At 71.6% G+C, this 25,537-nt stretch carries 22 protein-coding genes; 13 read left to right on the top strand and 9 right to left on the bottom strand.

Annotated features, from left to right (window positions below):
* Positions 1 to 17: 17 nt before the first annotated feature.
* The 3 genes from ACZ6N8_RS07020 to ACZ6N8_RS07010 all read left to right on the top strand — a co-directional run bounded on the left by ACZ6N8_RS07020 (position 18) and on the right by ACZ6N8_RS07010 (position 4,765).
* Positions 18 to 257, top strand: coding sequence for a MoaD/ThiS family protein (locus ACZ6N8_RS07020; RefSeq protein ID WP_387117696.1), 240 nt, complete (start codon positions 18 to 20; stop codon positions 255 to 257).
* Positions 258 to 270: 13 nt separating this feature from the next.
* The gene (locus tag ACZ6N8_RS07015; RefSeq protein ID WP_466008148.1) at positions 271 to 1,515 is read left to right on the top strand and encodes a metallophosphoesterase; all 1,245 of its coding nucleotides are present in this window, start codon (positions 271 to 273) and stop codon (positions 1,513 to 1,515) included.
* Between the two features lie 61 nt (positions 1,516 to 1,576).
* Complete coding sequence (locus ACZ6N8_RS07010) at positions 1,577 to 4,765, top strand: UvrD-helicase domain-containing protein (RefSeq protein ID WP_466008146.1); 3,189 nt, start codon at positions 1,577 to 1,579, stop codon at positions 4,763 to 4,765.
* 102 nt (positions 4,766 to 4,867) lie between these two features.
* Here the strand turns inward: ACZ6N8_RS07010 and ACZ6N8_RS07005 are convergent, their stop codons facing one another.
* Both ACZ6N8_RS07005 and ACZ6N8_RS07000 read right to left on the bottom strand, forming a co-directional pair.
* Complete coding sequence (locus ACZ6N8_RS07005; RefSeq protein WP_466008144.1) at positions 4,868 to 5,497, bottom strand: A24 family peptidase; 630 nt, start codon at positions 5,495 to 5,497, stop codon at positions 4,868 to 4,870.
* A 10-nt stretch (positions 5,498 to 5,507) separates the two neighbouring features.
* On the bottom strand, positions 5,508 to 6,500 hold the full coding sequence (locus ACZ6N8_RS07000) for an EamA family transporter (protein ID WP_466008142.1): 993 nt from the start codon (positions 6,498 to 6,500) through the stop codon (positions 5,508 to 5,510).
* A gap of 315 nt (positions 6,501 to 6,815) precedes the next feature.
* Here ACZ6N8_RS07000 and ACZ6N8_RS06995 point away from each other — a divergent pair, with 315 nt between their 5' ends.
* The 3 genes from ACZ6N8_RS06995 (at position 6,816) to ACZ6N8_RS06985 (ending at position 9,554) form a co-directional block, all read left to right on the top strand.
* Positions 6,816 to 7,340: an LppU/SCO3897 family protein gene (locus ACZ6N8_RS06995; protein ID WP_466008341.1), complete on the top strand. Its 525-nt coding sequence runs from the start codon at positions 6,816 to 6,818 to the stop codon at positions 7,338 to 7,340.
* A gap of 364 nt (positions 7,341 to 7,704) precedes the next feature.
* Positions 7,705 to 8,160, top strand: coding sequence for an LppU/SCO3897 family protein (locus tag ACZ6N8_RS06990; RefSeq protein WP_466008339.1), 456 nt, complete (start codon positions 7,705 to 7,707; stop codon positions 8,158 to 8,160).
* 152 nt (positions 8,161 to 8,312) lie between these two features.
* Entirely contained in the window at positions 8,313 to 9,554 is a 1,242-nt protein-coding gene (locus ACZ6N8_RS06985; protein WP_387117337.1) for an AAA family ATPase, read from the top strand.
* A gap of 9 nt (positions 9,555 to 9,563) precedes the next feature.
* Here the strand turns inward: ACZ6N8_RS06985 and ACZ6N8_RS06980 are convergent, their stop codons facing one another.
* Positions 9,564 to 10,112 carry a GNAT family N-acetyltransferase gene (locus ACZ6N8_RS06980; RefSeq protein ID WP_466008140.1) on the bottom strand — a complete coding sequence of 183 codons (549 nt, stop codon included), beginning with the start codon at positions 10,110 to 10,112 and terminating at the stop codon, positions 9,564 to 9,566.
* A 133-nt stretch (positions 10,113 to 10,245) separates the two neighbouring features.
* Between ACZ6N8_RS06980 and ACZ6N8_RS06975 the strand changes: the two genes are divergently transcribed.
* Both ACZ6N8_RS06975 and ACZ6N8_RS06970 read left to right on the top strand, forming a co-directional pair.
* Entirely contained in the window at positions 10,246 to 10,794 is a 549-nt protein-coding gene (locus tag ACZ6N8_RS06975; RefSeq protein WP_466008139.1) for a DoxX family protein, read from the top strand.
* Between the two features lie 215 nt (positions 10,795 to 11,009).
* Positions 11,010 to 12,455 carry a glycosyltransferase 87 family protein gene (locus tag ACZ6N8_RS06970; RefSeq protein ID WP_466008138.1) on the top strand — a complete coding sequence of 482 codons (1,446 nt, stop codon included), beginning with the start codon at positions 11,010 to 11,012 and terminating at the stop codon, positions 12,453 to 12,455.
* Positions 12,456 to 12,459: 4 nt separating this feature from the next.
* On the opposite strand, the gene ACZ6N8_RS06965 is transcribed toward ACZ6N8_RS06970, so the two are convergent.
* The 5 genes from ACZ6N8_RS06965 to ACZ6N8_RS06945 all read right to left on the bottom strand — a co-directional run bounded on the left by ACZ6N8_RS06965 (position 12,460) and on the right by ACZ6N8_RS06945 (position 18,486).
* Positions 12,460 to 12,888, bottom strand: a complete 429-nt coding sequence (locus ACZ6N8_RS06965) for a molybdenum cofactor biosynthesis protein MoaE (RefSeq protein ID WP_466008136.1) — start codon at positions 12,886 to 12,888, stop codon at positions 12,460 to 12,462.
* A complete protein-coding gene (locus tag ACZ6N8_RS06960; protein WP_466008134.1) occupies positions 12,885 to 14,141 on the bottom strand; it encodes a molybdopterin molybdotransferase MoeA in 1,257 nt (418 codons plus the stop codon). The genes ACZ6N8_RS06965 and ACZ6N8_RS06960 overlap by 4 nt, the downstream gene beginning before the upstream one ends.
* Before the next feature lie 53 nt (positions 14,142 to 14,194).
* The gene (locus ACZ6N8_RS06955; RefSeq protein WP_466008132.1) at positions 14,195 to 14,665 is read right to left on the bottom strand and encodes a MogA/MoaB family molybdenum cofactor biosynthesis protein; all 471 of its coding nucleotides are present in this window, start codon (positions 14,663 to 14,665) and stop codon (positions 14,195 to 14,197) included.
* Positions 14,662 to 15,153, bottom strand: coding sequence for a cyclic pyranopterin monophosphate synthase MoaC (gene moaC / locus ACZ6N8_RS06950; RefSeq protein WP_466008130.1), 492 nt, complete (start codon positions 15,151 to 15,153; stop codon positions 14,662 to 14,664). Before moaC ends, ACZ6N8_RS06955 begins: the two co-directional genes overlap by 4 nt.
* Positions 15,154 to 15,420: 267 nt before the next feature.
* On the bottom strand, positions 15,421 to 18,486 hold the full coding sequence (locus ACZ6N8_RS06945) for an AfsR/SARP family transcriptional regulator (RefSeq protein WP_466008128.1): 3,066 nt from the start codon (positions 18,484 to 18,486) through the stop codon (positions 15,421 to 15,423).
* 509 nt (positions 18,487 to 18,995) lie between these two features.
* On the opposite strand from ACZ6N8_RS06945, the gene ACZ6N8_RS06940 reads away from it, so the two are divergent.
* From ACZ6N8_RS06940 to ACZ6N8_RS06920, 5 genes are all read left to right on the top strand, one after another.
* Entirely contained in the window at positions 18,996 to 21,509 is a 2,514-nt protein-coding gene (locus tag ACZ6N8_RS06940; protein WP_466008126.1) for a putative bifunctional diguanylate cyclase/phosphodiesterase, read from the top strand.
* Between the two features lie 57 nt (positions 21,510 to 21,566).
* Positions 21,567 to 22,904: a glycosyltransferase 87 family protein gene (locus ACZ6N8_RS06935; protein WP_466008125.1), complete on the top strand. Its 1,338-nt coding sequence runs from the start codon at positions 21,567 to 21,569 to the stop codon at positions 22,902 to 22,904.
* A 41-nt stretch (positions 22,905 to 22,945) separates the two neighbouring features.
* Positions 22,946 to 23,578, top strand: a complete 633-nt coding sequence (locus ACZ6N8_RS06930; RefSeq protein ID WP_466008124.1) for a phosphoribosyltransferase — start codon at positions 22,946 to 22,948, stop codon at positions 23,576 to 23,578.
* Between the two features lie 19 nt (positions 23,579 to 23,597).
* Complete coding sequence (locus ACZ6N8_RS06925; protein ID WP_357984693.1) at positions 23,598 to 23,975, top strand: TFIIB-type zinc ribbon-containing protein; 378 nt, start codon at positions 23,598 to 23,600, stop codon at positions 23,973 to 23,975.
* Between the two features lie 104 nt (positions 23,976 to 24,079).
* Entirely contained in the window at positions 24,080 to 24,757 is a 678-nt protein-coding gene (locus ACZ6N8_RS06920; RefSeq protein ID WP_466008122.1) for a maleylpyruvate isomerase N-terminal domain-containing protein, read from the top strand.
* On the opposite strand, the gene ACZ6N8_RS06915 is transcribed toward ACZ6N8_RS06920, so the two are convergent.
* A complete protein-coding gene (locus tag ACZ6N8_RS06915) occupies positions 24,728 to 25,513 on the bottom strand; it encodes a hypothetical protein (protein ID WP_466008120.1) in 786 nt (261 codons plus the stop codon). The two genes, ACZ6N8_RS06920 and ACZ6N8_RS06915, sit on opposite strands and share 30 nt — an antisense overlap.
* Positions 25,514 to 25,537 lie beyond the last annotated feature (24 nt).

The following is a 25,537-nucleotide window of genomic DNA, read 5'->3' as shown; positions in this document are numbered from 1 at the left end:
CCGTGGACCAGGCACCGATGACCGTCCGCTACTTCGCGGGTGCCCGCGCCGCGGTCGGGCGCTCCGAGGAGGTCGTACCGGCCGGCCGGTCCCTCGACGACCTCACCGTCGACCTGGCCCAGCGGCACGGCGACCGTCTCGCCGCCGTGCTGCGCGTCGCGAGTTTCCTCGTGGACGGCGTCACCTGTCATGATCGTGCGACACCCCTGCCGGGCGGGGCCACGATCGACGTCCTGCCGCCGTTCGCGGGCGGCTGAGGGAGGCGCACAGATGTTGGCGGTTGTGGGGTTCGTGGCCGTCCTGGCGCTGGTCACCGGCCTCATCCACCTCTACCTGTGGAAGCGGCTCGTCCGGGACACCACCACGCCGGGTCGCTGGCGGCGGGCCGGCGGGGTCGCGGCGCTGGTGCTGGCGTTCCTCGTGCCGGTCACCCTGACCGGCACGCAGGCCGGCCTCTACTGGCTCGCCTGGCCCGGTTACCTGTGGCTCGCGCTGATGTTCTACCTGCTCGTCGTGCTCATCGTGCTGGAAGTGCCGATGCTCGTCACCCGGCTGGTGCTGCGTCGCCGGGTGGTGGCCGCCGAGCCCACCGCCGCCGCGCCCGAGCCGGTGCTCGTCGGCGCCGCCGGGCCGACCGAGCCGCCGGCCGCCGCGGCCACCGCGACGCCAGACCACGACCCGGCCCGTCGGCTGCTGCTCGCCCGTGGGGCGGCCATCTTCGCCGGCCTCACCGCCGCCGGCATCACGGGGTACGGCGTACGCACCGCCCTCGGCCCGCCGCGACTGGACCGGGTGCAGATCCCGCTCGCCAAGCTCCCGCGATCCATGGACGGCCTGCGCATCGCCACCGTCTCCGACATCCACCTCGGCCCGCTGCGCGGCCGCGCGCACACCGAGCGGATCGTCGCCGCCATCAACCGGCTCGACGCCGACCTGGTGGCTGTCGTCGGTGACCTGGTCGACGGCTCGGTGGCCGAGTTGGGTTCGGCCGCCGCGCCGCTTCGTGACCTGCGCTCCCGGTACGGCAGCTTCTTCGTAACAGGCAACCACGAGTACTACTCAGGCGTCGAGGAGTGGGTCCAGGAGGTCGACCGGCTCGGCCTGCGGGTCCTGCAGAACCGGCGGCAGGAGATCCGGACACCGGGCGGCGTGCTCGACCTGGCCGGGGTCAACGACGTGTCGGCCGCCGGCACCGGGCTGGCCGCCCCGCCCGACTTCGCCGCCGCTCTCGGCGACCGCGACCCGAGCCGGCCGGTGATCCTGCTGGCGCACCAACCGATCGCCGCGGTCGACGCCGCGAAGTTCGGCGTCGACCTGCAACTGTCCGGGCACACCCACGGCGGGCAGATGGTGCCGTTCAACCTGGCCGTGCGGCTGGAGCAGCCGGTGGTCAGCGGGCTCGGCGAGGTCGACGGCACGAAGGTCTACGTGACCAACGGCGCCGGTTTCTGGGGCCCTCCGGTGCGGGTCGGCGCGGAGCCGCAGATCAGTGTGGTCGAGTTGCGCTCGGCATAGCGGACGTCACGTCCGCGCGTGGCGGCGGGCGACCCGCGCGGCGGGCGTGACAGGATGCGGCGTGCCCCCGTTCAGCGCCGTACCCTCCGGTGGCCTTCCGCCATTCGTCGCGGACCTGCACATCCACTCGAAGTACTCGCGCGCGTGCAGCCGGGATCTCACCCTGCCGAACCTCGCCTGGTGGGCGCGGCGCAAGGGAATCGCAGTGCTCGGCACGGGGGACTTCACCCACCCCGCCTGGTACGACCACCTGGTGGAGACGCTGCGCCCGGCGGAGCCGGGACTGTACCGGCTCGACCCGGAGGCGGAGCGGGACGTCGCCCGCCGGCTGCCTCCCCGGCTCGCCGGTACGACCGACGCGGACGCCGTCCGGTTCATGCTGAGCGTGGAGATCTCCACCATCTACAAGCGGGACGACCGGACCCGCAAGGTGCACCACCTGATCTACCTGCCCGATCTGGAGGCGGTGGCCCGGTTCAACACCGCGCTGGGGCGGATCGGCAATCTCGGCTCCGACGGCCGGCCGATCCTCGGCCTCGACTCGCGGGATCTGCTGGAGATCACCCTGGAGGCGAGCCCGGACGGGTACCTGGTGCCGGCGCACATCTGGACGCCGTGGTTCTCCGCGCTGGGCTCGAAGTCGGGCTTCGACGCGATCGCGGACTGCTACGCCGACCTGGCCGGGCACATCTTCGCCGTGGAGACGGGCCTCTCCTCCGACCCGGCGATGAACTGGCGGGTCGGCAGCCTGGACGGCTACCAGCTGGTGTCCAACTCGGACGCGCACTCTCCGCCCGCGCTGGGCCGGGAGGCGACAGTCCTGACCGCCCAACGGGACTACTTCGCCGTCCGGGAGGCGTTGCGCACCGGCAACGGGCTGGCCGGCACCATCGAGTTCTTCCCGGAGGAGGGCAAGTACCACGCGGACGGGCACCGGCTGTGCGGGGTCAACTGGTCCCCGGAACGCACCCGGGCCGCCGGCGGACGCTGCCCCGAGTGCGGCAAGCCGCTCACCGTGGGCGTGCTCAGCCGGATCGAGGAGCTGGCCGACCGTCCGGAGGGGCACCGCCCGGCGCATGCCCGCGAGGTCACCCACCTGGTGCCGCTGGCCGAGATCCTTGGCGAGATCAACAAGGTGGGCGCCCGCTCGAAGAAGGTCGAGGGACGGTTCAACGAGTTGCTCGCCGCGCTCGGCCCCGAGCTGGAGATCCTGACCGGTACGCCGTTGCCGGACATCGCGCAGGTCGGTGGTGAGCTTCTCGCGGAGGGCATCGGCCGGCTGCGGCGCGGCGACGTGCGCCGAGTGCCCGGCTACGACGGCGAGTACGGAGTGATCACCCTGTTCGACAGGTCCGAGCTGGGCACGCAGGAGACGCTGTTCGACGTACCCGTACCCGTGCCCGCGCAGCGGCGCCCCGCGGAGCCGGCGCCCCGGGCCGCGGCCAAGCGCCAGGCGGCGCCCAGGGCGGAGCCGAAGCGCAAGGCCCCCGCGCCGCCGCCCGCCCCGCCGATCGCGCCACCACCGTCGCCACACGAACCCTTCGAGCCGATGCTCTCGGGCATGGAGGAGGTCGGCACGGGTCTGTTGGACCGGCTGGACGCGATGCAGCGGGTGGCCGCGTCCGCGCCCGGCGGGCCGCTGCTCATCGTGGCCGGTCCGGGCACCGGCAAGACGCGGACGCTAACCCACCGGATCGCGTACCTCTGCGCCGAGCTGAACGTCTTCCCCGAGCACTGCCTGGCCATCACGTTCACCCGCCGCGCGGCGGAGGAGCTGCGGCACCGCCTCGACAGTCTGCTCGGCCCGGTCGCCGAGGACGTCACCGTGGGCACGTTCCACGCGCTGGGGTTGACCATCCTGCGGGAGAACGCCGACGCGGTGGGCCTGCCTGTCGGCTTCCGGATCGCCGACGACGCCGAGCGGGCGGCGGCCCGGTCGGAGGCCGGCGACGACCCCGCCGCCTACACGGCGCTGCTGCGCAAGCAGGACCTCGTCGACCTCGACGAGCTGGTGAGCCTGCCCGTGGAGCTGCTGCGGGCCGACCGGAAGCTGGTCCAGCGGTACCGGGACCGCTGGCGGTGGATCTTCGTCGACGAGTACCAGGACGTCGACGCGGTGCAGTACGAGCTGCTGCGGCTACTCAGCCCCGCCGACGGCAACCTGTGCGCGATCGGTGACCCGGACCAGGCGATCTACTCGTTCCGGGGTGCCGACGTCGGCTACTTCCTGCGCTTCTCGGAGGACTTCACCGACGCCCGACTGGTCCGGCTCAACCGCAACTACCGCTCGTCGGCCCCGATCCTGGCCGCCGCCGTGCAGGCCATCGCCCCGTCCTCACTGGTCCGGGGCCGGCGGCTGGACCCGGCCCGCCTCGACCCGGAGGCGCCGCTGGTCGGCCGGTATCCGGCGGCGTCGGTCGCCGAGGAAGCCGACTTCGTGGTGCGTACGGTCGACGAGCTGGTCGGCGGGCTGTCCCACCGTTCACTGGACTCGGGCCGGATCGACGGCCGGGCCACCTCGCTGTCGTTCTCCGACATCGCGGTGCTGTACCGCACCGACGCGCAGGCCGCGCCGATCGTGGACGCCCTGGCCCGGGCCAACATCCCGGTGCAGAAGCGCTCACACGACCGGCTGCGGGACCGGCCGGGGGTGGCGGCCATCGCGCGCGAGCTGCGGCACGCCGACGGGTTGGCCGGCTCGCTGGCCGCCCGGGTGCGCCTGGCCGGCCAGGTGATCGCCGAGCGGTTCGCGGTGCCCACCCTGGACGGCGCCGGCAGCACCGTCCGTCCCGACGACGTCCGCTCGGCGGTGGACCTGCTGACCCCGTTGGCCCGTCGCTGCGGCGACGACCTGGAGGCCTTCCTGTCGCAGTTGGCCACCGGCGCGGAGGTGGACGCGCTCGACCCGCGCGCGGAGGCGGTCACCCTGCTCACCCTGCACGCCGCGAAGGGCCTGGAGTTCCCGGTGGTCTTCCTGGTCGGGGTCGAGGACGGGCTGCTGCCGCTGCGCTGGCCGGGCTCGACGCCGGACGAGGACGCGGTCGCCGAGGAGCGCCGTCTCTTCTTCGTCGGTCTGACCCGGGCCCAGGACCGCCTGTACGTCAGTCACGCCGCCCGCCGTACCCGGCACGGTGTGGAGCGCGAGTGCAGTCCGTCGCCGTTCCTGGACACGATCGACCCTGGCCTGTTCGAACGGTTCGGCGAAACCGAGCCCCGCCGCCCCAAAGACCGCCAGCTCCGCCTGATCTGACCCGTGACCACACCGGCGATCTTGCACTTTCGGTAGCCGTGATGCCCTGATCCGCACCTTTCGCCCCAACAGAAAGTGCAACATCGACGGGGAGGGCGGGGGTTACGTCACGAGCACCGCGAGCCAGGTGCCGGTTAGCAGGGCCGGGCCCAGGGGGAGCAGCGTTTTCCGGTTCGCTCTCCGGGTGGCCAGCAGGGTGAGCACCAGGGCGCCGTGCAGCAGATGCGGCAGGAGCAGGCCGGTGAGCAGGGCGTCGCGGCCCAGCCAACCGAGCGGCAGGCCCAGAACGGCTGCGAGTTTGACGTCCCCGAAGCCCAGCCGTGACCCGGGGAGCAGAGCCAGCAGCACGTGGGCCGCCCCGGCGACGGTCGCGCCGGCCAGCGCGCCGAGCAGCCGCGCCGGGTCGTCGGCCAGCACCGCAGCGCCGGTCAGGCCGGCGAGGGCCAGCACTCCCGCGGCGAGGACAAGCGGGTCGGGCAGCCGCAGGCAGACCAGGTCGACCCCGGCCAGCACCAGCCCGACCACCGCCACCGCCAGGAACACCGGCAGCGCCGGATCGTCACCCCGCGAAACGGCGAGCCCTCCGAAGACCACAGCCGCCACCACCGGCCCGAGCTGGAACCACCTGCCGCGCCGGGCCGGCGGGCCCGTGAAATGCCAGGCCAACGGGGGTACGACAAGACCGACCAGCCCGCCGAGCACCACCACCCCGAGCAGCGCGGCCGCCGACATGGGCCGGACGTTACCGGCGGTCCCCCACCGGCGCGGCCCCCGAACGCGTTTCCGCGCTGACCCGTCGCGGCCGTTCGGTGCTCACCACCACCGCCACCCCGGCCACGATCACCGCGCCGCCGAGCAGGGTCTGCGCGGTGACCGGCTCGGCCACCAGCAGCGCGCCGAGCGCCACCGCGACCGCCGGGTTGACGTAGGCGTACGTCGAGACCAGCGAGATGGGTGCGTTGTGCAGCAGCCACACGTACGCGGTGAAGGCCACGAGCGAGCCGGCCACCATGAGGTACACCAGCGCGAGCCAGGACCTGGTGCTGACCGACGCGGGGTGGAAGTCGCGCAGTTCGCCCCGGCCGGCGGCGACGACGGCGAGCACCAGCGCGCCGGCAAGCATCTCGTACACCGTTGCGACGAACGGGTCGGCGGGCATCCGCAGACGTCCGGACAGGAATGATCCGACCGACCAGGAGACGGCCGCCGCGACCACTGTCAACGCCCCGACCAGCGGCACCACGCTCGTGCTTCCCGCCGGCAGCACGAGCAGGACCAGGCCGACGAAGCCCACGGTGACCCCGACGAACGTCCACGCCGGTGGCCGGTCCCCGGTGCCGGAGCGCAGCAGCACCACGAGCAGCGGCACGGTCGCCACCAGCAGCGCGGCGATGCCGGAGGGCACCGCCACCCCGGGCGGTCCGGACTCGGCGAGCACCACCAGGCCGTTGCCGCCAGCGAGCAGGAGCACCCCGACGAACGCGGCGGAGGCGAGCTGCCGGCGGTCCACCCGCAGCGCGCCCGGGCCACGACGCAGCCGTAGCACCACGGCGAGCACCAGACCGGCGGCGGCGAACCGCATCGCCGCCGACGTCAACGCGGGAAGCGTCTCCACGGCGATCCGGATGGCCAGATAGGTGGAGCCCCAGAGGACGTAGACCACGATCAACGCGGTCCAGATCAGGGTCGGTGCGGGGCCGGGGCGGCCTGTGGCACTCGTCGGAGATGAGCTCATCGGTGGACCACGCTACGGTGACGTCGGAGCCCGCGTCCCGCTTTGGTGGCCGGCCTCTCACCACTCGTGCAGGAGGGCGGCATGACGAACTACGGACCACCGGGTGGCGGCATGCCAGGGGCATGGCGTGGGCAGCGGCCCGACGAGACGCCCGGTCGCCCGGCGCAGCAGCCCTACCCGCCTGTGCAGCAGCCGTACCCGCCGGTGCCCCAGCCCTACCCGCCGGCGCAACCCGGCCGCCCCGGTCCCTACGGTGACGGCTCCTACGGTGGGGCGCCCTCCTACGGCGGCGAGTCCTACCGGCCGGCCGAGCCGGTGACGCCGTACGGCGGGCAGCAGTACCGGCCCGACGACCGTCAGTACGGCGGGGATCCCGAACCGCCACCGGGTCGCTCGGGCCGCGGGCCGTTGCTCGCGGTGCTCGTCGTCCTGCTGCTGCTCGTGGCCGCCGGCGGCGCCTACTGGTTCTTCAGCGGTCGGGACGACCCCGCACCTGTTGCCGCGCCGACCGCCTCGGCTCCGGCAGTGGACACCGCACCGAGTGCGGACGCCGCCGAGCCGGCACCGAGCGCGGCGGCACCGGAGTCGTCGGCCGACCCGCGGTTCGCCAAGGTCGGACAGTGTGTCCGCAACGACGGCGCGGCCGGCGGGAAGCCCAAGCTGCTGATCAGCGAATGCGCACCGAAGTCGTACCAGGTGTTGAGCCGGATCGACGGCGCGACCAGTGGCGAGCGTGACGCCGAAGCCAAGTGCGCCAAGGTCGAGGGCTACACCAACTGGTACTTCTTCGACAGCGAACTGGACACCCTCGACTTCGTCCTCTGCCTCAAGCAGCGCTGAGCCCACCCACCCTGGGGATGACATGACGACCTACGGCCCACCGGGTTCCGGGCAGCCGGACGACCCGTACCAGCGCCCGCAGACCGGCTCCGACGGCCCGCCGCCGGTGGACCCGACCCTGCCGCAGTGGGGTCCGCCACCGTCCGGCGACGATCCGGCCCGGCAGCAGTGGGGTCCCCCGCCGGGCGGCGAGGAGCCGCCGACCGCGCCCCTGTGGGGCCCGCCGCCGACGTCGGGGCCTGGCTACCCGCCGCCCACGTCGGGGGCGGGCTACCCGCCGCCGCCCGGCCCGTTTCCGCCGGCCGGCCCCACGCCGGGAGCGGTGCCCGGAGCCTGGGGTCCGCCGGTTCCCGGCGGGTACGCGATGCCGCCCGGCCCACCGGCGAAGAGGTCGGGAGGGAAGATCGCCCTGATCATCGGCCTCGTGGTGGTGCTCCTGCTGTGCCCGTGTCTGGGTCTGGCGGGCTGGGCGATCTGGAGGGCCGCTGACGCGGGCGACGACACGTCGTCCGCCCCGCCGACGAGGACGAGCGCCCCGATCGTCCCGCCCGCGCTGCCCAGCGCCGCGCCGAGCCCGAGTGAGGACGAGGACGAGGACGAGTTCGCCAAGGGTGACTGCGTGGTGAACGACGGCACCGAGGACGACGCGGAACTGCGCAAGGTGTCCTGCGCTCCGGGCACGTACCAGGTTCTGCTGCGGATTCCGGCGACCACCGACGGGGACCGCTGCGAGACGCTCGCGCCGCAGGCCACAGCGAACTACGTGCACGACAACTCGATCGACCTGTTCGACTACGTGCTCTGCCTGAAGAAGCGGTGACCGGGTGGAAGCGGTGACCGGTAGACAAAACTAGGGCTGTCTAGCGTGGACGCTAGACAGCCCTAGTTTGTTGTCGACGATCCCCGACACGCCGGTAGCCGCATCTATCCATGTCTAGCCCCCCAGCTAGATGGCCCGATACTCTGCGATGCGTGGATCCGGTCCGCAACCCGTACGCGCCTGGCGCCGGTCAGCGCCCGCCCGAACTCGCCGGGCGGGGGCGGGAGCTGGACGTCTTCGACATCGTGCTGGAGCGCATCGCCCGGGGCCGCCCCGAGCGCAGCCTGATGCTCACCGGGCTGCGCGGCGTCGGCAAGACCGTCCTGCTGAACACCCTCCGGTCGCAGGCGATCAACAGGCTCTGGGGCAGCGGCAAGATCGAGGCCCGACCGGACCAGTCGCTGCGCCGCCCGGTCGCCGCAGCGCTGCACATGGCCGTCCGGGAGCTGGCTCCCCGCCACCGGGCACCGGACCGGATCGACGCCTTCCTCGGCGTCCTCAAGGCATTCGCCCAGCGGTCCACCCCGACCGGTCGGGCCGGTGCGTCCACCAAACTCCGCGACCGGTGGCAGCCCGGCATCGACGTGCCCGCCGCCAGCGGCCGGGCCGACTCCGGTGACATCGAGATCGACCTGGTCGAGCTGCTCAGCGACGCCGCCGCCGTGGCCAGCGACGTGGGCACCGGCATCGCCATCTTCATCGACGAGATGCAGGACCTCGGTCCGGAGGACGTGTCGGCACTCTGCGCCGCCTGCCACGAGCTGTCCCAGCTCGGCGCGCCACTCATCGTCGTCGGCGCCGGCCTGCCGCACCTGCCGGCAGTGCTCAGCGCCGCCAAGTCGTACTCCGAACGGCTGTTCCGCTACCAGCGCATCGACCGGCTCGACCGGATCGCCGCCGATCAGGCGCTCTGCGCGCCGGCCGACCGGGAGGACGTGGAGTACGAGCAGAAGGCGCTCGACCTCCTCTACGAGAAGTCCGGCGGCTACCCGTACTTCGTCCAGGCGTACGGGAAGGCGACCTGGGATCACGCGCCCCGCTCACCGATCACCGCCGCCGACGTGCGGGTCGCCGCGCCGGAGGCGGAGGCCGAGCTGGCTGTCGGCTTCTTCGGCTCCCGGTTCGAACGGGCCACCCCCGCCGAACGCGAATACATGCGGGCGATGGCCACGTTGTCCCTGGTGGAGGGCGAGTCCGGCGGCGTGGTCCGCGACGACATGGACGCCGCGGTGCCGACCGCGGAGATCGCACGGGCCCTCGGCCGCAAGCCGGCGAGCCTGTCACCGGCCCGGGACGCCCTGATCAAGAAGGGGCTGATCTACTCCGGCGAACGCGGCACCGTGGCGTTCACCGTGCCCCACTTCGGCAGGTACCTGCGCACCCAGCCGGCCTGACCGGCCCGGTCAGACCCGGGACCAGGGGGCCGGAAAGAGCACCTCGCCGCGGGGCGGCGCCCCCTCCTCGCTGGTGGACGGCGGCAGCACCAACGCCTGCCAGGGCTCACCGAGGCCGGCCCACGGGCTGGTCAATCCCAGGTCGCCGGCCGGTCCGAAGCCGAACCGGCGGTAGAAGGCCGGATCGCCGAGGACCACCACGAGACGCTCACCCAGCTCGGTGGCGGCGTCCAGGGCGGCCTGTACGACTGCCGTCCCGTGCCCGACGCGCTGCCGGTGCGGGGCCACCGCCACCGGGCCGAGCGCCAACGCCGGCGCGGCGCCTCCCCGGTCCGGTCGGACCCGGACGCGGCTCAGCAGCGCGTACCCGACCACCTCGCCGCCGTACTCGGCGACCATGGCCAGCTCCGGTAGCCAGGCGTCGGTGCCGCGCAGCTCGTCGACGAGGACCACCTCGGGCGGCGTCGTCACGTCGGGGCGGGCGAAGGCGGCGGCCAGCACCCGACGTACCGGCCCGGAGTCGGCCGGGTCCTCGGGGCGTAGCCGCAGCGTGGTCACCCGCGCGACGTTACCCGCCACGGCTCGTCCATCAGCGATGGTCGCTCGAATCGGCGTGGCGACGTGCACGCTCGCCGATTCGGATCCGGCGGTTGCCGGGGTAGGAAACGCCGCGACGGGGTATGACTGATCCATGACGCCTGTACGCTCCCTCGCTCGCGCCATGCTGAGCGGCATCTTCGTGGTCAGCGGATACCGCAACCTGCGCGCGCCGCAGCGGCTGGCCCAGAAGGCCGCACCGGTGACCGACCGGGCGGCGCCGCTGCTGCGAAGGGTGCACCCCAGCTTCCCCACCGAGACCGAGCAGCTGATCCGACTCAACTCGGCGGTGCAGCTCGGTGCCGGGCTGATGCTCGCCACCGGAAAGCTCACCCGGCCGGCCGCCCTGGTCCTCGCCGGCACGATCGTGCCGACGACCGTCGCCGGGCATCCCTTCTGGAACAAGGAAGACGACCAGGCGACCCGCGAGACGAACAAGATCCACTTCCTGAAGAACATGGGGCTTCTCGGTGGACTGCTGCTCGCCGCCGCCGACACCGAGGGCAGGCCGGGTCTGCGTTGGCGTACCGGCCACCGCATCGGCCACTCTCGACGTTCCGTGGAGCGTGCGGTCCGGACGGCCAGGCGGGAGGCGCGGATCGCCGTCCGATCCGCCGCCACCGCCCGGCGCATCCCGGGCTGACCTGCGTCGATCCTCCCCCTCGCCGCCGCCACCCCCCGCTAAGGCCGCGAATTACCTGAACCACCCGGTAGGCGTTAACGCGGTGGAAATGTCAAAAACATGTGTGGGATCGGACACGGTCGCATAACGCGGGAGGCACTGACGTGAGGCGCCGTTCTAGGCTCCGTGCAGGACCTGGACGGGTAGGACGACCTTGGTACGGGGGTGGCCACGCCATGCCGACGGCTGTCGGTAGACGGGCGGACCGCCTCGCCCCAATCCAACGCGTGACGCGCAGGATCGATCGCAGGAAAGTCGTACGTGGCGCCATCGTGGCTGCCGTCGCCTATGCCGCATGGCTCGCCATCGGCACCTTCGGGCGTCCGTACAACTTCTTCGATATGAAGATCTACCACGGCGCGGTGGTGTGGTGGGCGAGCGGTCACGAGCTCTACGAGTTCATCGCGCCAGGCACAACGCTCGGTTTCACCTACCCCCCGTTCGCCGGGCTGGTGATGCTGCCGATGGCGCAACTGCCGATCGAGGCCGCCGGCATGGTGAACGCTCTCGCGAGCATCGCCGCGCTGGCCCTGGTGCTGGCCGGGCTTCTCCGGCCCATCGTGGACCGGCTGGCCTGGCCACTGTGGTTCACCGTGGCCCTGGCGGTGCCGCTCGCGGTCGCCATCGAACCGGGCCGGGAGACCCTCGGCTACGGCCAGGTCAACATCCTGCTCTTCGCGTTGATCATGGCCGATCTGATCGGGCTCCGCTGGCGTTCCCGCCGGGGCACCCACTACGCCGCGACGGACGGCCCCCTGCTGCGGTTCGTCTACGGCGGCGCCTGGGCGGGCGCCGGCATCGGTCTCGCCACAGCCGTCAAACTCACCCCGGCGCTGTTCATCGCGTACCTGCTGATCACCCGCCAGTGGCGGGTGGCGGTCACCGCCATCGGCACCACGATCGGCGTGACCCTGGGGACGTTCGCGATCGTCGGCGACGAGTCGCGGACGTACTTCGGCAGCGTGCTCTGGCAGACCGAGCGGGTCGGCGCGGCGGACATGACGCCGAACCAGTCGCTCGCCGGGCTGCTGGCCCGGCTGTACGACTCGATCGAGACCCCGGGGCTGCTGTGGTTCTCCTTCTCGGTGCTGATCCTGGCGCTCGGCCTGTCCCGGGCGGCCAGTTCCCGCGCCGACGGTGACGAGCTGACCGCGTTCACGCTTGTCGGCCTGACCGCCAACGTGATCAGCCCGATCTCCTGGACGCACCACCTGGTCTGGGTCATCCCCGCGATCATCGTCCTGGCCGACGCCGCCGTACGCCGCCGCGAGGCGAGCCGGGGGGTGACGCAGCGCTCCGGTCAGGCCCCGGCGTTCGGCGGGTTCCCCGGGCTCAACGGTCTCCGCCCGCCGATCTGGTATCCCACGCTGACCGGGCTCCGGCACGGCGTCGCCGCGATCGGGCTCTACCTGCTCTTCCTGATCTCGCCGATCTGGCCGTACGAGCACCAGCTGCCCGAGATGTCGCACTACCAGGACGGCCTGTTCGGCGCGCTGATGGAGAACTCGCTGGCGCTGGCGCTGATCGTGCTGGTCGCCGCGCTGCCCTGGCGACCGGGCGCCGAGCCGGCGTTCTACGGCGACCGGCTGGCCCGGGCCGTGACTGTCAACGGCCGCCGCTGAACGATCAGGGGCAGTTGACCCATTCCTCGGTGCCGTCGGCGAAGACCTGCCGCTTCCAGATCGGCAGCCGGGCCTTGGCCTCGTCGACGAGTCGGGCGCACGCGGCGAAGGCCGCCGCGCGGTGCGCGGTGCTCACCGCGGCGACAAGCGCCACGTCACCGATGGCCAGCGGCCCGACGCGGTGCGACACCGCCACCGCGTAGACGTCGGGGTCGGCCGCGATCTCGGCGGCCACCTCGCGTAGCACCTGCACGGCGCTCGGGTGGCCCTCGTACTCCAGGCTCACCACGGGCCGGCCGTGGTCGTGGTCGCGGACCACGCCCTGGAAGGAGACAACCGCGCCGGCCCGGTGATCGGCGACGGCCGCCTCGTGCGCGGCGAGGTCGAGCGGCTGGTCGGTGACCTCGCCGAAGGTGATGGCCGGCGCGGTCACGACGCACGCTCCCCGGGCAGCAGCGGCAAAGGCACGATCGGCACCCGGTCGCCCGCGGCGGCGCTGGTGCCCGGCCTGATGACGGCGAACCCGTCCGCGCCGGCCAGCCCCCGCAGCATCGCCGAGCCGACGTGCCGCACCGGGAACGCGGTGCCGGTCAGCCGGTCCACACGGACCAACGCCAGGTGGGTGTGGTCACCGCGACCGGGCACCGCCTCGGCCAGTGTGACCTGCGGCAGCACCGGCATCGGGCGACCCTGGAGGCCGGCGAGCAGCGGGGCGACAAGCGACACCAACGCGACGATCGCGGACTGCGGGTTGCCCGGCAGCCCGGCCACGAACCGGACCCGCCCGTCGTCACCGACGAGGCGGGCCAGCAGCATCGGGAAGCCCGGCCGCACGGCCACCGTGTTGACCACGTAGTCGGCGCCGAGCGCCTGCAACGTCGGGTGCAGGTGGTCGACCGGCCCGTTCATCGTGCCGCCCGTGGTGCAGACCAGATCGGCGCTGGCCAGAGCGGCGCGCAGGGCCGCCACGTGCGCGGGCAGCGTGTCGGCCACCGGGCCCACCACGTCCGCCGCCCGCACCTGGCAGCCGTACCGGCGCAGCCACCCCGGCACCGCCGGACCAAGCGCGTCCCGGACCCGACCGGCCGCGGGCGGCCCCGCCGTGAGCAGCTCGTCGCCGAACACCAGCAGCGCGGCGCGCGGCGCCCGCCGGACCCGCAGCGCGTCATGCCCGCAGGAAGCCGCCAGGCCGATCACCGCCGGGTCGATCGGCGTGCCGACCGGCAACAGCTCCTCATCGGCGTACGCCTCCTCGCCCGGCTGCCGCCACTCCGGCGTCGACCGGGGAGTGCCGCGCACCAGGCCGTCGGCGACGGTCGACTCCTCCACGCGCAGCACCGCAGTGGCGCCCTCGGGCACCATGGCGCCGGTGGCGATCTCGACTGTCGTGTCGTCCTCGGTGAGCGGCGCCGGGGTGTTGCCGGCCAGCACCCGCCCGACGACGCGCCACGGGCCGGTGCCACGAACCGCCCAACCGTCAACGCTCGACGTGGGGAAGGCGGGCAGGTCGGTGCGGGTGGTCAACGGCTCTGCCAGGGTCGACCCGTCGGTGTCGGCCAGCGGTCGGGCGACCACGGGGAGCGCGGCGGCCAGGCCGACGGCGTACACCCGGGATCGCGCCTCCTCCCAGCCGGCCGGCGGGGGAGCGGCGACCCGGTCCGTGGTTGGTGCCGTTTCCGTACTCACCGGCCGAGCCTATCGGGACGCGCCGACACCCGTCGGCGCCTGGCACGGACCGGTCAGTGGTCGCCGCCGCGAAGCTGGTCGACTGTGTGCCCCAGGATCGGACCGAGCACGGCCAGCCCGTCGCGCGCGCCACCCGTGGAGCCCGGCAGGTTGACCACGAGCATCCGGCCGGCCACGCCGGCCAGCCCTCGGGACAGCACCGAGGTGGGCACCCGGTCCCGGCTGTGGGCGCGGATGGCCTCGGCGATGCCGGGGATCTCGTAGTCGAGCAGACCCCGGGTCACGTCGGGCGTCCGGTCCGACGGGGTGACGCCGGTGCCGCCGCTTGTCAGCACCACGTCGACGCCGTCGGCTTCCGCCGCCCGCAGGGCCACGCCGACCGGGTCGCCGTCGGGCACCACCACCGGCTCGTCGACCTCGCACCCCAGCTCACGCAGGCCGGCCACGAGCAGCGGCCCGCTGGTGTCGGCGTAGACACCGGCCGAAGCACGGTTGGACGCGACGATGACCCGGGCCCGGATCACGACCGGTCCTCCGGTCGAACCCACTCGCCGGTCTTGCCGCCCTCCTTGCGCAGCACCCGTACCGCCTCCACGGAGGCCGCGGGATCGACCGCCTTGACCATGTCGATCAGGGCGAGACCGGCGACGGCGACGGCGGTGAGCGCCTCCATCTCGACGCCCGTCCGGTCGGCCGTGCGCGCGGTGGCCGTGATCTCGACGGTGTCGGCGGTCAGCAGCAGGTCGACGGTGACGCCGTGCAGGGCGATCGGGTGGCAGAGTGGAATCAGATCGGGGGTGCGCTTGGCGCCCATGATCCCGGCCAACCGCCCCACCGCCAGCGCGTCACCCTTGGGCAACCCGTCGCGGTGCAGCAGGTCGATGACCTCGGGCGTGGTGCGCAGGCGGCCACAGGCGACGGCCATCCGGCCGGTCACCGGCTTGGCGGAGACGTCGACCATGCGGGCCGCGCCGGCGCGGTCGACGTGGCTGAGCTGGGCGGGTTCGGTCACGGCCGTGAGCCTATCGGGACGGTACGACGTCCACCTGTTCGGAAAGGAGCGGCGCCCGACCACCAACCACGCCGGGTGCTGCGGCGCAGGGACGCAGGCACCGCTCCTCCCTCACCACCCGCAGCCGAAGTCGCTGGGGGGACCCGGCTGCGGGCGCGTGTCGACGACCCGGTTCTGCCCACGGGCAGAACCTCCCCCGTTCGCCGCTACGGCCGAAGAAGCTACCGGGGGCGGCGATAAGAAATCGATAAGCGCCGTACGGGCAGGTCAGTGGGCGTTCACCGCGGTGGTGCCCAGCTCCGCGAGGCGACGCTCGACCTCGAAGCGCTCCGGCACGCCCATCCGCCGGAAGATCGCCAGCGCCCGCTCCCAGTGCCGGCGAGCCTCCGCCCGGTCGGTACGGGCGAAGTGCTCGGCCAGGCCGGCAAGCGCACGGCCCTGCTCGTACGGGTTGGAGATCCGCCCCGCAAGCCGAAGCCCTTCACGGAGAGCATCCGATCCTGCGGCCAGCTCCCCCGTCGCCAGCAGCGTCATGCCCAGTTCATTGAGTGCGGCGCACTGTGCATGCCGCTCGCCCGAGTCGTTTGCCAACTCGAAGGCGGCCTCGTGCTGCCGCCTGGCCAGATCCAGCTGTCCCAGCCCTCGATAGGCGGTACCAAGCGTGTTGCGCGCCTCGGCTTCGCCGTACCGGTGCCCGGTACGGCGAAACAGCGCCAGCGAGGAACTCAACAAGATCACAGCTCGCCGGAACTGTCCGAGCCGTACGCGTACCGCCGCGAGATGGCTCAGGGCGTTCGCCAGGTGGTAGTAGTCCTTTTTCAGCCGAGCCTGGAACAGGTGGTGCCGGTGGACCTTCATGGCCTCGTCCCAGCGACCGAGCGAGGCCAACGCGAGGCCCAGGTTCGGCAGGGCCAGTGGTACGCGGTTGTCGTAGAGTCCGCCGGCGAGGCTCTGCCGCGCCAGGGCCACAGCCTCCTCGAGATTGCCGCTCAGCCAGTTGACGACACTCAGATTCGCGCGAAGCTTGGCCAACTCCCGCACGTCGTCTGTCGCCTGGAACAGCGCGATCGCCGCGTGGAGGTGGTCGGACGCGGACCGGTGGGAGCCGGTCTTCGCCAAGGCCGATGCGAGGTAGTTGTGCATTGTGCCGATCGCCCGTTGGTGGACGATGATCTTCGCCGAGGCAAGCCCCAGCTCCTGGGTGTACAGGATGTCGTCGAAGTAGCCGCGCACGTAGAAGAAGCGCCAGAGCACCCGGGACAGCTTCCATACGTGGTGGTGGAGCTCGTACGCCGCCCCGAGGCCCACAAGCATCGCCAGGTTGACGCGCTCCCGTTCGAGCCATTCGACACCAGCGATGATGTCGGGGCTGGTGAGATCCGGACGCGAGAACAGCCCGGGATCGACCTCTCCACGGACATCGACGGCGCGATGTAGCTCCTTTGCGGCTTCGAGGGAGGCATGAAGCGCGAAGTCCAGTAAACGCCGCACGGCCGTCCTGGTGGCATCTGGGCCGTCCGCCTCCAGCAGCTGCGCGCGCGAATACTGACGTAGGAGGTTGTGCAGCCGGTACCGACCCCCTTCGATCTCCTCGACCAGGTGCCGATCGACCAGATCGTCGAGCAGTTCGACGGCAGCGGCGCGAGGCAGATCGAGCAGAGCCGCGACCATCTCCGCGCTGTACTGGCCCGCGTGGATGCTCAACAGACGAAAGGCACGCTTCGCCGGCTCCGGAATCGGCTCGTACGACGCCGCGAAGGCTCGCGCGAGAGTCCGGTCGCCCACGTGGAGCTGGTGGACCGACGGCGGCTCCGCGGCCAGCAGCGCGGCGAGGTCCGCGACCCGCCGTGCGGGGCGATGCGCAAGTCGGGACCCGGCGAGTCGAATCGCCAGCGGGAGATACCCACAACGGCGGACGACCTCGGCGGCCGCATCCGGCTCCGACGCCACCCTCTCGATGCCGCCACTCTGCGACAGCAGCGCCATCCCCTCCGCGAGGGTCATCAGAGGCAGCGACTCAGGCGGGCCAACGTCCAGGTCAGCCAGTCGTCGACGGGACGTCACGAGGACCGCGGCGCCCGGTGCGGTTGGTAGCAGGGGGAGTATCTGGCTGCTGTCGGCAACGTTGTCGAGGACGACGACGACTCTTCTGGCTGCCAGTTCCCGACGCCACAACTCGACGCGATGATCCAAGTCGGCAGGAATGCGGCCACCTGGCACACCCAACTGTCGGAGCAGGATGAAGAGCGCCGTGAACGGCTCGATGGCCTCTTCGTCCCCGTGCCCCTGTAGGTCGATGAAGAGTTGCGCGTCGCGGTACTTCGGGGCGAGCTTGCGCGCCACATGGAGAGCAACTGTCGTTTTTCCGCTTCCCGCCATCCCGTCAACCACAAGTACCGCGGACGCACGGCCCTCCACCCGGCTGACGTGACTGAGCAGACGGCTGACGCACTCCTTCCGGCCGACGAACTCGATCACCGTTCTGGGAAGCCAGTCGGCAGCGGCCCGCTCACCAGTGATCCCCGGGCCGCTCGCGGACGGCAGACGGTCTTCGTCGTGGCTGGACAGGCCAGTCCGGTTCGGCCTTCGTACCCGACCCAGTTCAGCCTCGTACAGTGCCTGTATCTCCGCCCCAGGCTCAACTCCGAGCTGATCATGCAGCACGTGGCGCGCCTCGTGGTACGCCTCGACCAGTCCGGCCGTGTCACCGTTCCGCTGAAGAACTCGCATCAGGAGCAACCGAGCGGATTCCCGTAAAGGATGCTCGGCGATCACCCGCCGCAGTAACGGCACCGCCCGCCCTGCGCGACCGCGCTGCGACTGAAGATCGGCGAGGAGTTCAACCGCGAGAGCCCGCTCCTCCTCTATCGCGACACGCTGAGTCGCCAGTACGGGGCCGAGCGTCATTCCTGCGAGTACCGATCCCCTCCACTCCGACATGGCCCGTTCCAGAACGGCCTCGGCCCGGTCGAGTTCACCTTCCGCGAGGAGCTTCCGGGAATGGTGATGATCTGCCATGAAACGGAAAGAGTCGATCGTCTCGGTCGGCAGCTCCAATCGATAACCGCTGCCCTCTCTCACCAGAGCGCCGCGCCCCTCGTCAGTCGCGTCGAACGTACGGCGCAGGCTTGCGGCGTAGGTGCGAATATTGGGTAGCGCTGATCGAGGGGGGTTCGCACCCCACAACTCATCGACCAGCTCGTCGGGAGTGACGAGCCGACCCGGATGCAGCGCGAACATGGCAAGCACAGTGCGTTGCTTCGGGGTCCCCAACCCCTGCCGCTCGCCCGAGATGAGCAGCGAAAGGCCGCCAAGTACTCGAATCTCCACCATCCCTCGGCCCCCCAGCCTTGAGGGCGATCTCATCGGGCCCACCATAACCACCGCGAGCTTCCGCGAGCGGACCGCCAACCCACTCCGAGTTGAGTGCGCCTCTGACCGAAGCCGGCGCCTGGTTAACCGAATCGGCGGATGAGGTGCGACGATCCAGTACCGACACTGGTGGTTGCGGCTCACGCAACCGATCACCAGCGACATTCTGCGACGGCGAAGCTGCCCTACGAAAGCAGCCGGACGCTCTCCGCACCGAAGTGCGAACAGAATGTCACTAATCGGCACCGAATTAACTAATAATGGTGATACCGACATTTATCAGCCCTAACCGGGGCCTACTCCACTTAAGCTCCCTTCATGGATCCGGTTCCCCAACAAGTTGGGTAGCCGAACGAAAGAAAGGAGTAGGTGAAATGCGCGGTAACGAGTGGGGCTGACATCGACGCGGGACTTCCGCGTCACACAGAGGTATGGTTCGAGCACGATAGGCGTGGTCATCCGGGAGTTGAGTGACCTCTTCACGACGGCGCGAGAGCGAGACCGAGCGACGGCTACGGCCGCTCGTCGGTCTCCTCGTCGTTGCCGCCACGTTCGTTACGCTCGCCGCCCTGCGAGTGATCCTGACCTCCGGGCCGGAAGCGGTACCTGACGTCGCGACTCTCGTGACCCTCACTTTCATGATCACCGTCGGGGCGTTCGTCAAGGCACGTGTCCGCGTGCGCTCCACCGTGCATCTGATCAGTTGGAGCGAAGCGGCAATCGTCATAGCGGCTGCCATCGCGCCGATGTCCTGGTTGATCGTCTGTACCTGCGTGGGCATCACGCTCGCCTCCGTCCGCCTGCCGACGATCAAGCTGACCTTCGGCGTCAGCAAGAACATCCTTGTCGCGGCTGGTGCAGGCCTGACGTTCACGGTGCTCGACTGGTCCTGGCCCACAATGGACGCCCCGCAGCTGGTGGGAATCCTGGCTTTTGCGTACCTTTCGGCTGCCTTGCTGGACGAGACATTGGCAATCCCGGTCATCGCCCTGGCGTCCGGAAGCAAGATTTCATCGCAGTTCAAGAGCAACCTGGACCTCCGGCTTGCCGGGTACGGGGTCCGGTTCGTGGTGGCCGCGATCACCCTGCTCATCCTTCAGGCGGAACCCCGCCTCCTCCTCGCCGTTCCGCCCCTGGTCCTGAGCCTGCACCTCGCCTACTCCGCGCGCATCCGGGGCCGCACCGAACAGCAGGCGTGGCAACGGCTCGCCCGCACCACCGACGCGCTCAACGTGGTCGACCTGGACGAGGTCCTGACCACCGCCGTCACCCAGGCCGCCGAATTGTTCTCCGCCGACGAGGTCGAGATCGAGCTGCGCGACGGCGGCCGCACCGTACGCGGTGGCACGGGCGGACTCTCCTTCGACGGCCCGACCGGCGCAACCACCGAGGTGAACGCCACAGTCATCCCGACCCCTCTGGAGGGCCACGACCGCTCCGTCGACGTCGGCGTGCTGCGGCTCCGTTTCCGGGGACCGGTGCAGCTCTCCGAGCGGGAGCAGTACACGCTGCGCACCTTCGCGTCCGCGCTCTGCACCGCCGTCCGCAACGCCCAGGCGTACGCCGAACTGGCCCGGGTTGCCGACGAGCACGCGTACGCCGCCACTCATGACGCGCTCACCGACCTGGCGAACCGTAGGCATCTGCTCGACCAGGGCACCGAGCAGTTGAGCGCCCGGCACGCCGACGGCGTCACCGCGCTGGTGTTGATCGACCTCAACCACTTCAAGGAGGTCAACGACACCCTCGGGCACGCCGCCGGTGACCAGGTGCTGGTGCAGGTCGCCGACCGGTTGAGCGGAGCCGCCCAGTCCAGCGATCTCGTGGCGCGCCTCGGCGGTGACGAGTTCGCCGTACTCCTGCGCGGGCTGCCTGCCCCGGCGGTGGCCGCACACCGCGCGGAGACGCTGCTCGCCGCGCTGCACGAGCCGTTCGAGCTGGACGGCATGCGGATCAGCGTCGAGGCCAGCGGCGGAATTTCCGTCGCGCCGACCAGCGGCGGCATGCCCGAGCTGCTGCGCCGCGCCGACGTCGCGATGTACCAGGCGAAGCGCGCCGGGCTGCGGATCTCCACGTACGCCCCGGCGCGGGACACCGCCGACCTGGGCCGCCTCACTCTCGGCGGTGACCTGCCGCGGGCGGTCGAGGACCACGAGTTCGTCGTCAACTTCCAGCCGATCGTCGACCTGGGCACCGGCGAGGTGACAAGCGCCGAGGCCCTGGCCCGCTGGCACCACCCCACCCACGGCATGATCGACCCGCTGCGGTTCCTGGAGGCGGTGGAACGCTCCGGACTGCTGCCGGCGTTCGCCGAGGCGATCCTCGACCAGGCGTTGACCGCTGCCGGCAGTTGGCGCGACGCGGGCTTCGACGTACCGGTCGCGGTCAACGTGTCGCCGCGCAGCCTTCTCGACGCGCGTTTCCCAGGTTCGGTGCTGGCCCGCCTGCGCGCCCACGACCTTCCACCGGACCGGCTGGTGCTGGAGTTGACCGAGACGCTGACGCTCAGCCAGCTCGACGTGGTCGACCGGGTGCTGAGCCGGCTCCGCGAGGAGGGCGTACGGCTGGCGTTGGACGACTTCGGCACCGGTTACTCGTCCCTGTCCCTGCTCTCCCGGATCCCCGTGCACGAACTCAAGATCGACCGCAGCTTCGTCACGACCATGGAGAGTTCGGCCGAGGCCGCCGCCGTCATCCGTTCCACCCTCGACCTGGGTCGCAGCCTCGACCTGGACGTGGTCGCCGAGGGGGTGGAGAGCGAGCCGCAGCGCCGCGCCCTCTGGGAGTTGGGCTGCGTCGCCGGCCAGGGGCACCTGTTCGCGCGGCCGATGCCGGCCGGCACTCTCCTGGCGGCCCTGCAACGCGGCTCGGGTGGCCGACCGGGTGCCCTGGCCGCGCCGCTGCACGACGCCGGGGCGGTGATCCGGCTGAACCAGACCCGCCGCCAGGCCGGGCGCAACAGGCTCCCGCACCTTCCCGCCTGACCGGGCACCGGCTGCGGGAGTGACGTGGGCGCAGCCTGGTCTGCCAAACTGTCGCCCGTGACCGCCGACGACCCGACCGCCCGCCGCCGGCACTGGCGGGCACTCGACACCGCCGCCGGCGGGCTCGCCCTCGACCTCGGCCTCTACGCCGTCTCCGCCCTCTTCGCCGCGATCACCGCCGTCACCTCGACGCTGCTGCCGCACCGCGCGTGGGGGGCCGTCGCAGCCGTCGGTTACCTGGTCGCGGCGCTGGCGGTGGTCGTCCAGCTCCTGCTGCGCCGGCGCACCCCCACCACCCGGCTCGCCGGGCTCCCCGCCCGGTGGACGGTCACCGCACTCACCTGGGTGAGCACCGCACTGCTGCCGATCATCTGGCAGAGCGTCGAGCGCACCGCCGGCCGCACCGACCGGGCCCAGGAGGAGGTGCTGGTCGTGGAGGACGCGGGCACCCGCCTGCTGGAACACGGCACCCCGTACCTCGGGCCCGACGCCATCGCCGCCCTCCCGCCCGGCGAACAACTGCTCGGCTACACCCCGTACCAGCCGGGCATGGCCCTGTTCGGCCTGCCCAGAGCACTGATCGACACGTGGTGGACCGACGCCCGGGTCTGGTTCGCGGTGGGCACCGCGCTGGCGCTCGCCCTGGCGGTGCTCGCCCTGCGCGGAAAACCGGCAGCCAACCGGAAGACCGGCACGGGAAACCGCCGGGACGCCGCGCTGCTCCGCGCCGTACAGGCCGCCACCGTCCTGCCGATCTGCGCCCTAACCCTCGCCACCGGCGGCGACGACCTACCCGTACTCGCGCTCTGCCTGCTGGCCCTCGCGTTCGCCGCCGCCGACCGGCCCGGCCTGGCCGGCATCGCGGTCGGCCTGGCCGGCGCACTCAAGCTGTTCGCCTGGCCGGTCGCTCTCGTCCTGATCGTCTGGGGCCTCACCCGGCGGGCCGGTGCGCGGGTCGCCGCCGGCGCGATCGGCCTGCCCGTCGCCGCGCTGATCCCGGCCCTGCTTGTCGACCGCGACGCACTTGTCGAGAACGTCCTGCGCTTCCCCCTCGGCCACGGCCTGGTGACCAGCCCGGCGCAGTCCCCGTTCCCCGGCCACCTGATCGCCTCGGCACTGCCCGCCGGCCGGATCATCGCCGCCGCCCTGCTGGTCGCGGCCGGCGTGGCCATCGCCGTCCGGCTCGCCCGCCGACCGCCCCGCACGGCCGTCGCCACCGCGCTGATCTGCGGGTACGGACTACTCGCCGCCATCGCACTGATGCCCTCGACCCGGTTCGGCTACCTGCTGTACCCGCTCGCCCTGCTCGCCTGGGCACCCGCCCTGCACCGCCCCACCGACACGTCGAGTCTCCCCGCGCCCGGTGAGCTGTCCGGTCGGGCCACTTCGGCGTAACTGCCGGGCGCGATCCCACCTCAGGGCGTAGACCTGAAGGCATGACCACGTACCGCGACCGCGCCGACGCGGGCCAGGTGCTCGCCGAGCGACTCACCGCACTCGTCGGCGAACCCGACGTCGTCGTCCTCGGCCTCGTCCGCGGCGGCGTACCTGTCGCGCGTGTCGTCGCCGAACGACTCGGCGCACCGCTCGACGTGCTCGTGGTCCGCAAGCTCGGCATGCCGTGGGCCCGCGAGGTCGCCTTCGGCGCACTCGGTCCGGGCGGCGTGCAGGTCCTCAACGACGCGGTGGCCAGCCGACTCAGCGGCGACGACATCGCCGAAGTCAGACACCGCGAACAGACCGAGTTGGAGCGCCGGGAACGCCTCTACCGCGCCGGACGGCCCCCGCTGGCCCTCGCCGGGCGGATCGCGGTAATCGTCGACGACGGCCTGGCCACCGGGGCGACCGCACGTGCCGCCGTCGAGGTCGTCCGCCAGCTCGGCGCCCGCCGCGTGGTGGTCGCCGTCCCGGTCGGCGCCCAGGAGGCGTACGAGCTGCTCGCCGCCGAGGCCGACCAGGTCGTCTGCGCCCAACGCCCCGCCGACTTCGGCGCGGTGAGCGTCTACTACGACGACTTCCACGAGGTGTCCGACGAAGAGGTCACCCAGGCGCTCACAGCAACTGCATAGGTGGACCAGGTACCGTCGGGTGATGAGTCTCACCTGTCCCAAGTGCCACGGAGAAATGCGTCAGTACGAGCGCAGCGGTGTCGTCATCGACCAGTGCGGGGAGTGCCGGGGCATCTTCCTGGACCGCGGCGAGCTGGAGAAGCTGTTCGAGGCGGAGGCCAACTGGAGCCGTCAGCAGGCCGGCGGCCCGCCCCCGGCGCCGATGCAGCAGCCCGGTGGTTACCCGCCCGGCCAGCACCAGCCCGGCTACGGGGCTGTCCCCCCGCCGCCGCCCCCGCCGCCCGCCCACGGCTACCCGCCGGCGCCCGCGTACGGCCACCAGCAGCAGCACCACGGCTACCACGGGCACTACCGGCAGAAGAAGCGCAAGGGCTTCCTCGACGAGATGTTCGGCTGAGCCGGACCAGCACCACCCCGCCCGGGCCGAACCGCGCGTCGGCCCGGGCGCTTCGTTGTAGGGAACTGTTGGCGGGTGCCGCCGCCCGTGCGAGGCTGCACCGCATGACCCCGATCCGGGCGGAACAGGCGCTGGCTCAGGCGTACGACGGAATCACCGCAACCGTCGACGGCCTGGACGACGCCGCCATGCAACGCGCCACCCGGTGTCGCGGATGGCTGGTCGCGGACCTGCTCCTGCACGTCCTCGGTGACGCCCAGCGCGCCCTTGTGGCACTTGCCAGTCCCGTCGACGGCCCCGCCGACACCGACGACGTGAGCTACTGGCGCGGTTTTCCCGGCAACGGCGACGAGGACACCCAGCACGCCTGGTGGGTCCGCCGGTCGGCCGCCGCGTTCGACAGCCCGAGCGGGATCGTCCGGCTCTGGACGGAGACGGCCCCGGCGGCGGTACGCGCAGCCGCAGCAGCCGACCCGGCCGGCCACGTGACAACGCAGGGCCACGTGCTGCGCGTACCGGACTTTCTCGCCACCCTGACCACCGAGGCCGTCGTCCACCACCTGGACCTCACGCCGGAACTACCCGACGCGCCCGCGCCCGGCCCCCTGGCGGTACGCGTCGCGGTGGCCACGATGGACGGCCTGCTGAGCGACGACACCGTCCGCCCGGCCGCCTGGGACGACCACGAATTCCTGTTGAAGGCCACCGGGCGGATGCCACTCACCGACCGGGACCGGCTGGAACTGGGCGAGTCAGCGGGCTGGTTTCCCCTGCTCGGCTGACATCGAGTAATTCCTGGCGTCAGCTTCGCTGGCCGCCTTTTCCTGCCTCGGGAGATCAACCGCCATTATCTTCTTCGCAACTTCGGCTTTGCGGGCCAAGGCGACGGTCGCGTCCGAGTACAGAAGAGTCACTATATTCTCGGCAGGCCCGCATGTCGTTCCGATCGTGTAGATCGTCTTATGCGGCCGCACGGAGAGGCCATCGATACTATGACTTCGGAGGAAGGCCGCAAACGACTCAAGTAGACGCTTGCTGCCTACCAACCTGAATTGCGAGAACGTGGATTGACTGGGACTCGGTCGGCGGTAGGTGCCGATCGAGCCGTCTCCGTCAACGACGCCGCGCCAAAAGTCACGTGATTCGTCCAGCCCTTCGCCGATCGGACCGTCGTATCTCCCCAGAGTGACCAGCCGCTCTGCCAGACGTGCCGAGCGTACCGAGAACTGGCACGATCCGTGCGTGGGGCTAGGTGCTGAGATGCTGCTAGTCGAACCGAGGAACGTGCGTAGCGACGCGAGATGGTCGCGGTCCCGTTGGGCGAGGCCCACGGAGATCTGCGGCAGGTGGTTTGGCCGATACGTCACACACCCGTCAGCGAAGAGAAACCCTATCCAATAGCAGGTTTCCGGCGACATTTGGTCGAACGCATCGTGCCGAAGGGTGTGGATAGTCCTCCGAAGAATGACGCCACGGCGGCTCAGCAAGCCACGCATGCCTGGCTCGGTCAGCCCGAATTTCTTCGCCACCTCGGTCACGGACAGTCCTTCGGAGTATTGCTT

It is taken from the genome of Micromonospora sp. NPDC047521 (genome assembly GCF_055587305.1).
Note: the sequence above shows the minus strand (reverse complement) of the source record. Positions and strands in the feature narration are given on the sequence as shown.

Excerpts from the sequence above, each read along its gene's own strand:
- ACZ6N8_RS07020 (WP_387117696.1), top strand. The coding sequence starts at position 18 with ATGACCGTCCGCTACTTCGCGGGTGCCCGCGCCGCGGTCGGGCGCTCC.
- ACZ6N8_RS07015 (WP_466008148.1), top strand. The coding sequence starts at position 271 with ATGTTGGCGGTTGTGGGGTTCGTGGCCGTCCTGGCGCTGGTCACCGGC.
- ACZ6N8_RS07005 (WP_466008144.1), bottom strand. The coding sequence starts at position 5,497 with ATGTCGGCGGCCGCGCTGCTCGGGGTGGTGGTGCTCGGCGGGCTGGTC.
- ACZ6N8_RS07000 (WP_466008142.1), bottom strand. The coding sequence starts at position 6,500 with ATGAGCTCATCTCCGACGAGTGCCACAGGCCGCCCCGGCCCCGCACCG.
- ACZ6N8_RS06990 (WP_466008339.1), top strand. The coding sequence starts at position 7,705 with ATGCCGCCCGGCCCACCGGCGAAGAGGTCGGGAGGGAAGATCGCCCTG.
- ACZ6N8_RS06975 (WP_466008139.1), top strand. The coding sequence starts at position 10,246 with ATGACGCCTGTACGCTCCCTCGCTCGCGCCATGCTGAGCGGCATCTTC.
- ACZ6N8_RS06970 (WP_466008138.1), top strand. The coding sequence starts at position 11,010 with ATGCCGACGGCTGTCGGTAGACGGGCGGACCGCCTCGCCCCAATCCAA.
- ACZ6N8_RS06945 (WP_466008128.1), bottom strand. The coding sequence starts at position 18,486 with ATGGTGGAGATTCGAGTACTTGGCGGCCTTTCGCTGCTCATCTCGGGC.
- ACZ6N8_RS06930 (WP_466008124.1), top strand. The coding sequence starts at position 22,946 with ATGACCACGTACCGCGACCGCGCCGACGCGGGCCAGGTGCTCGCCGAG.
- ACZ6N8_RS06920 (WP_466008122.1), top strand. The coding sequence starts at position 24,080 with ATGACCCCGATCCGGGCGGAACAGGCGCTGGCTCAGGCGTACGACGGA.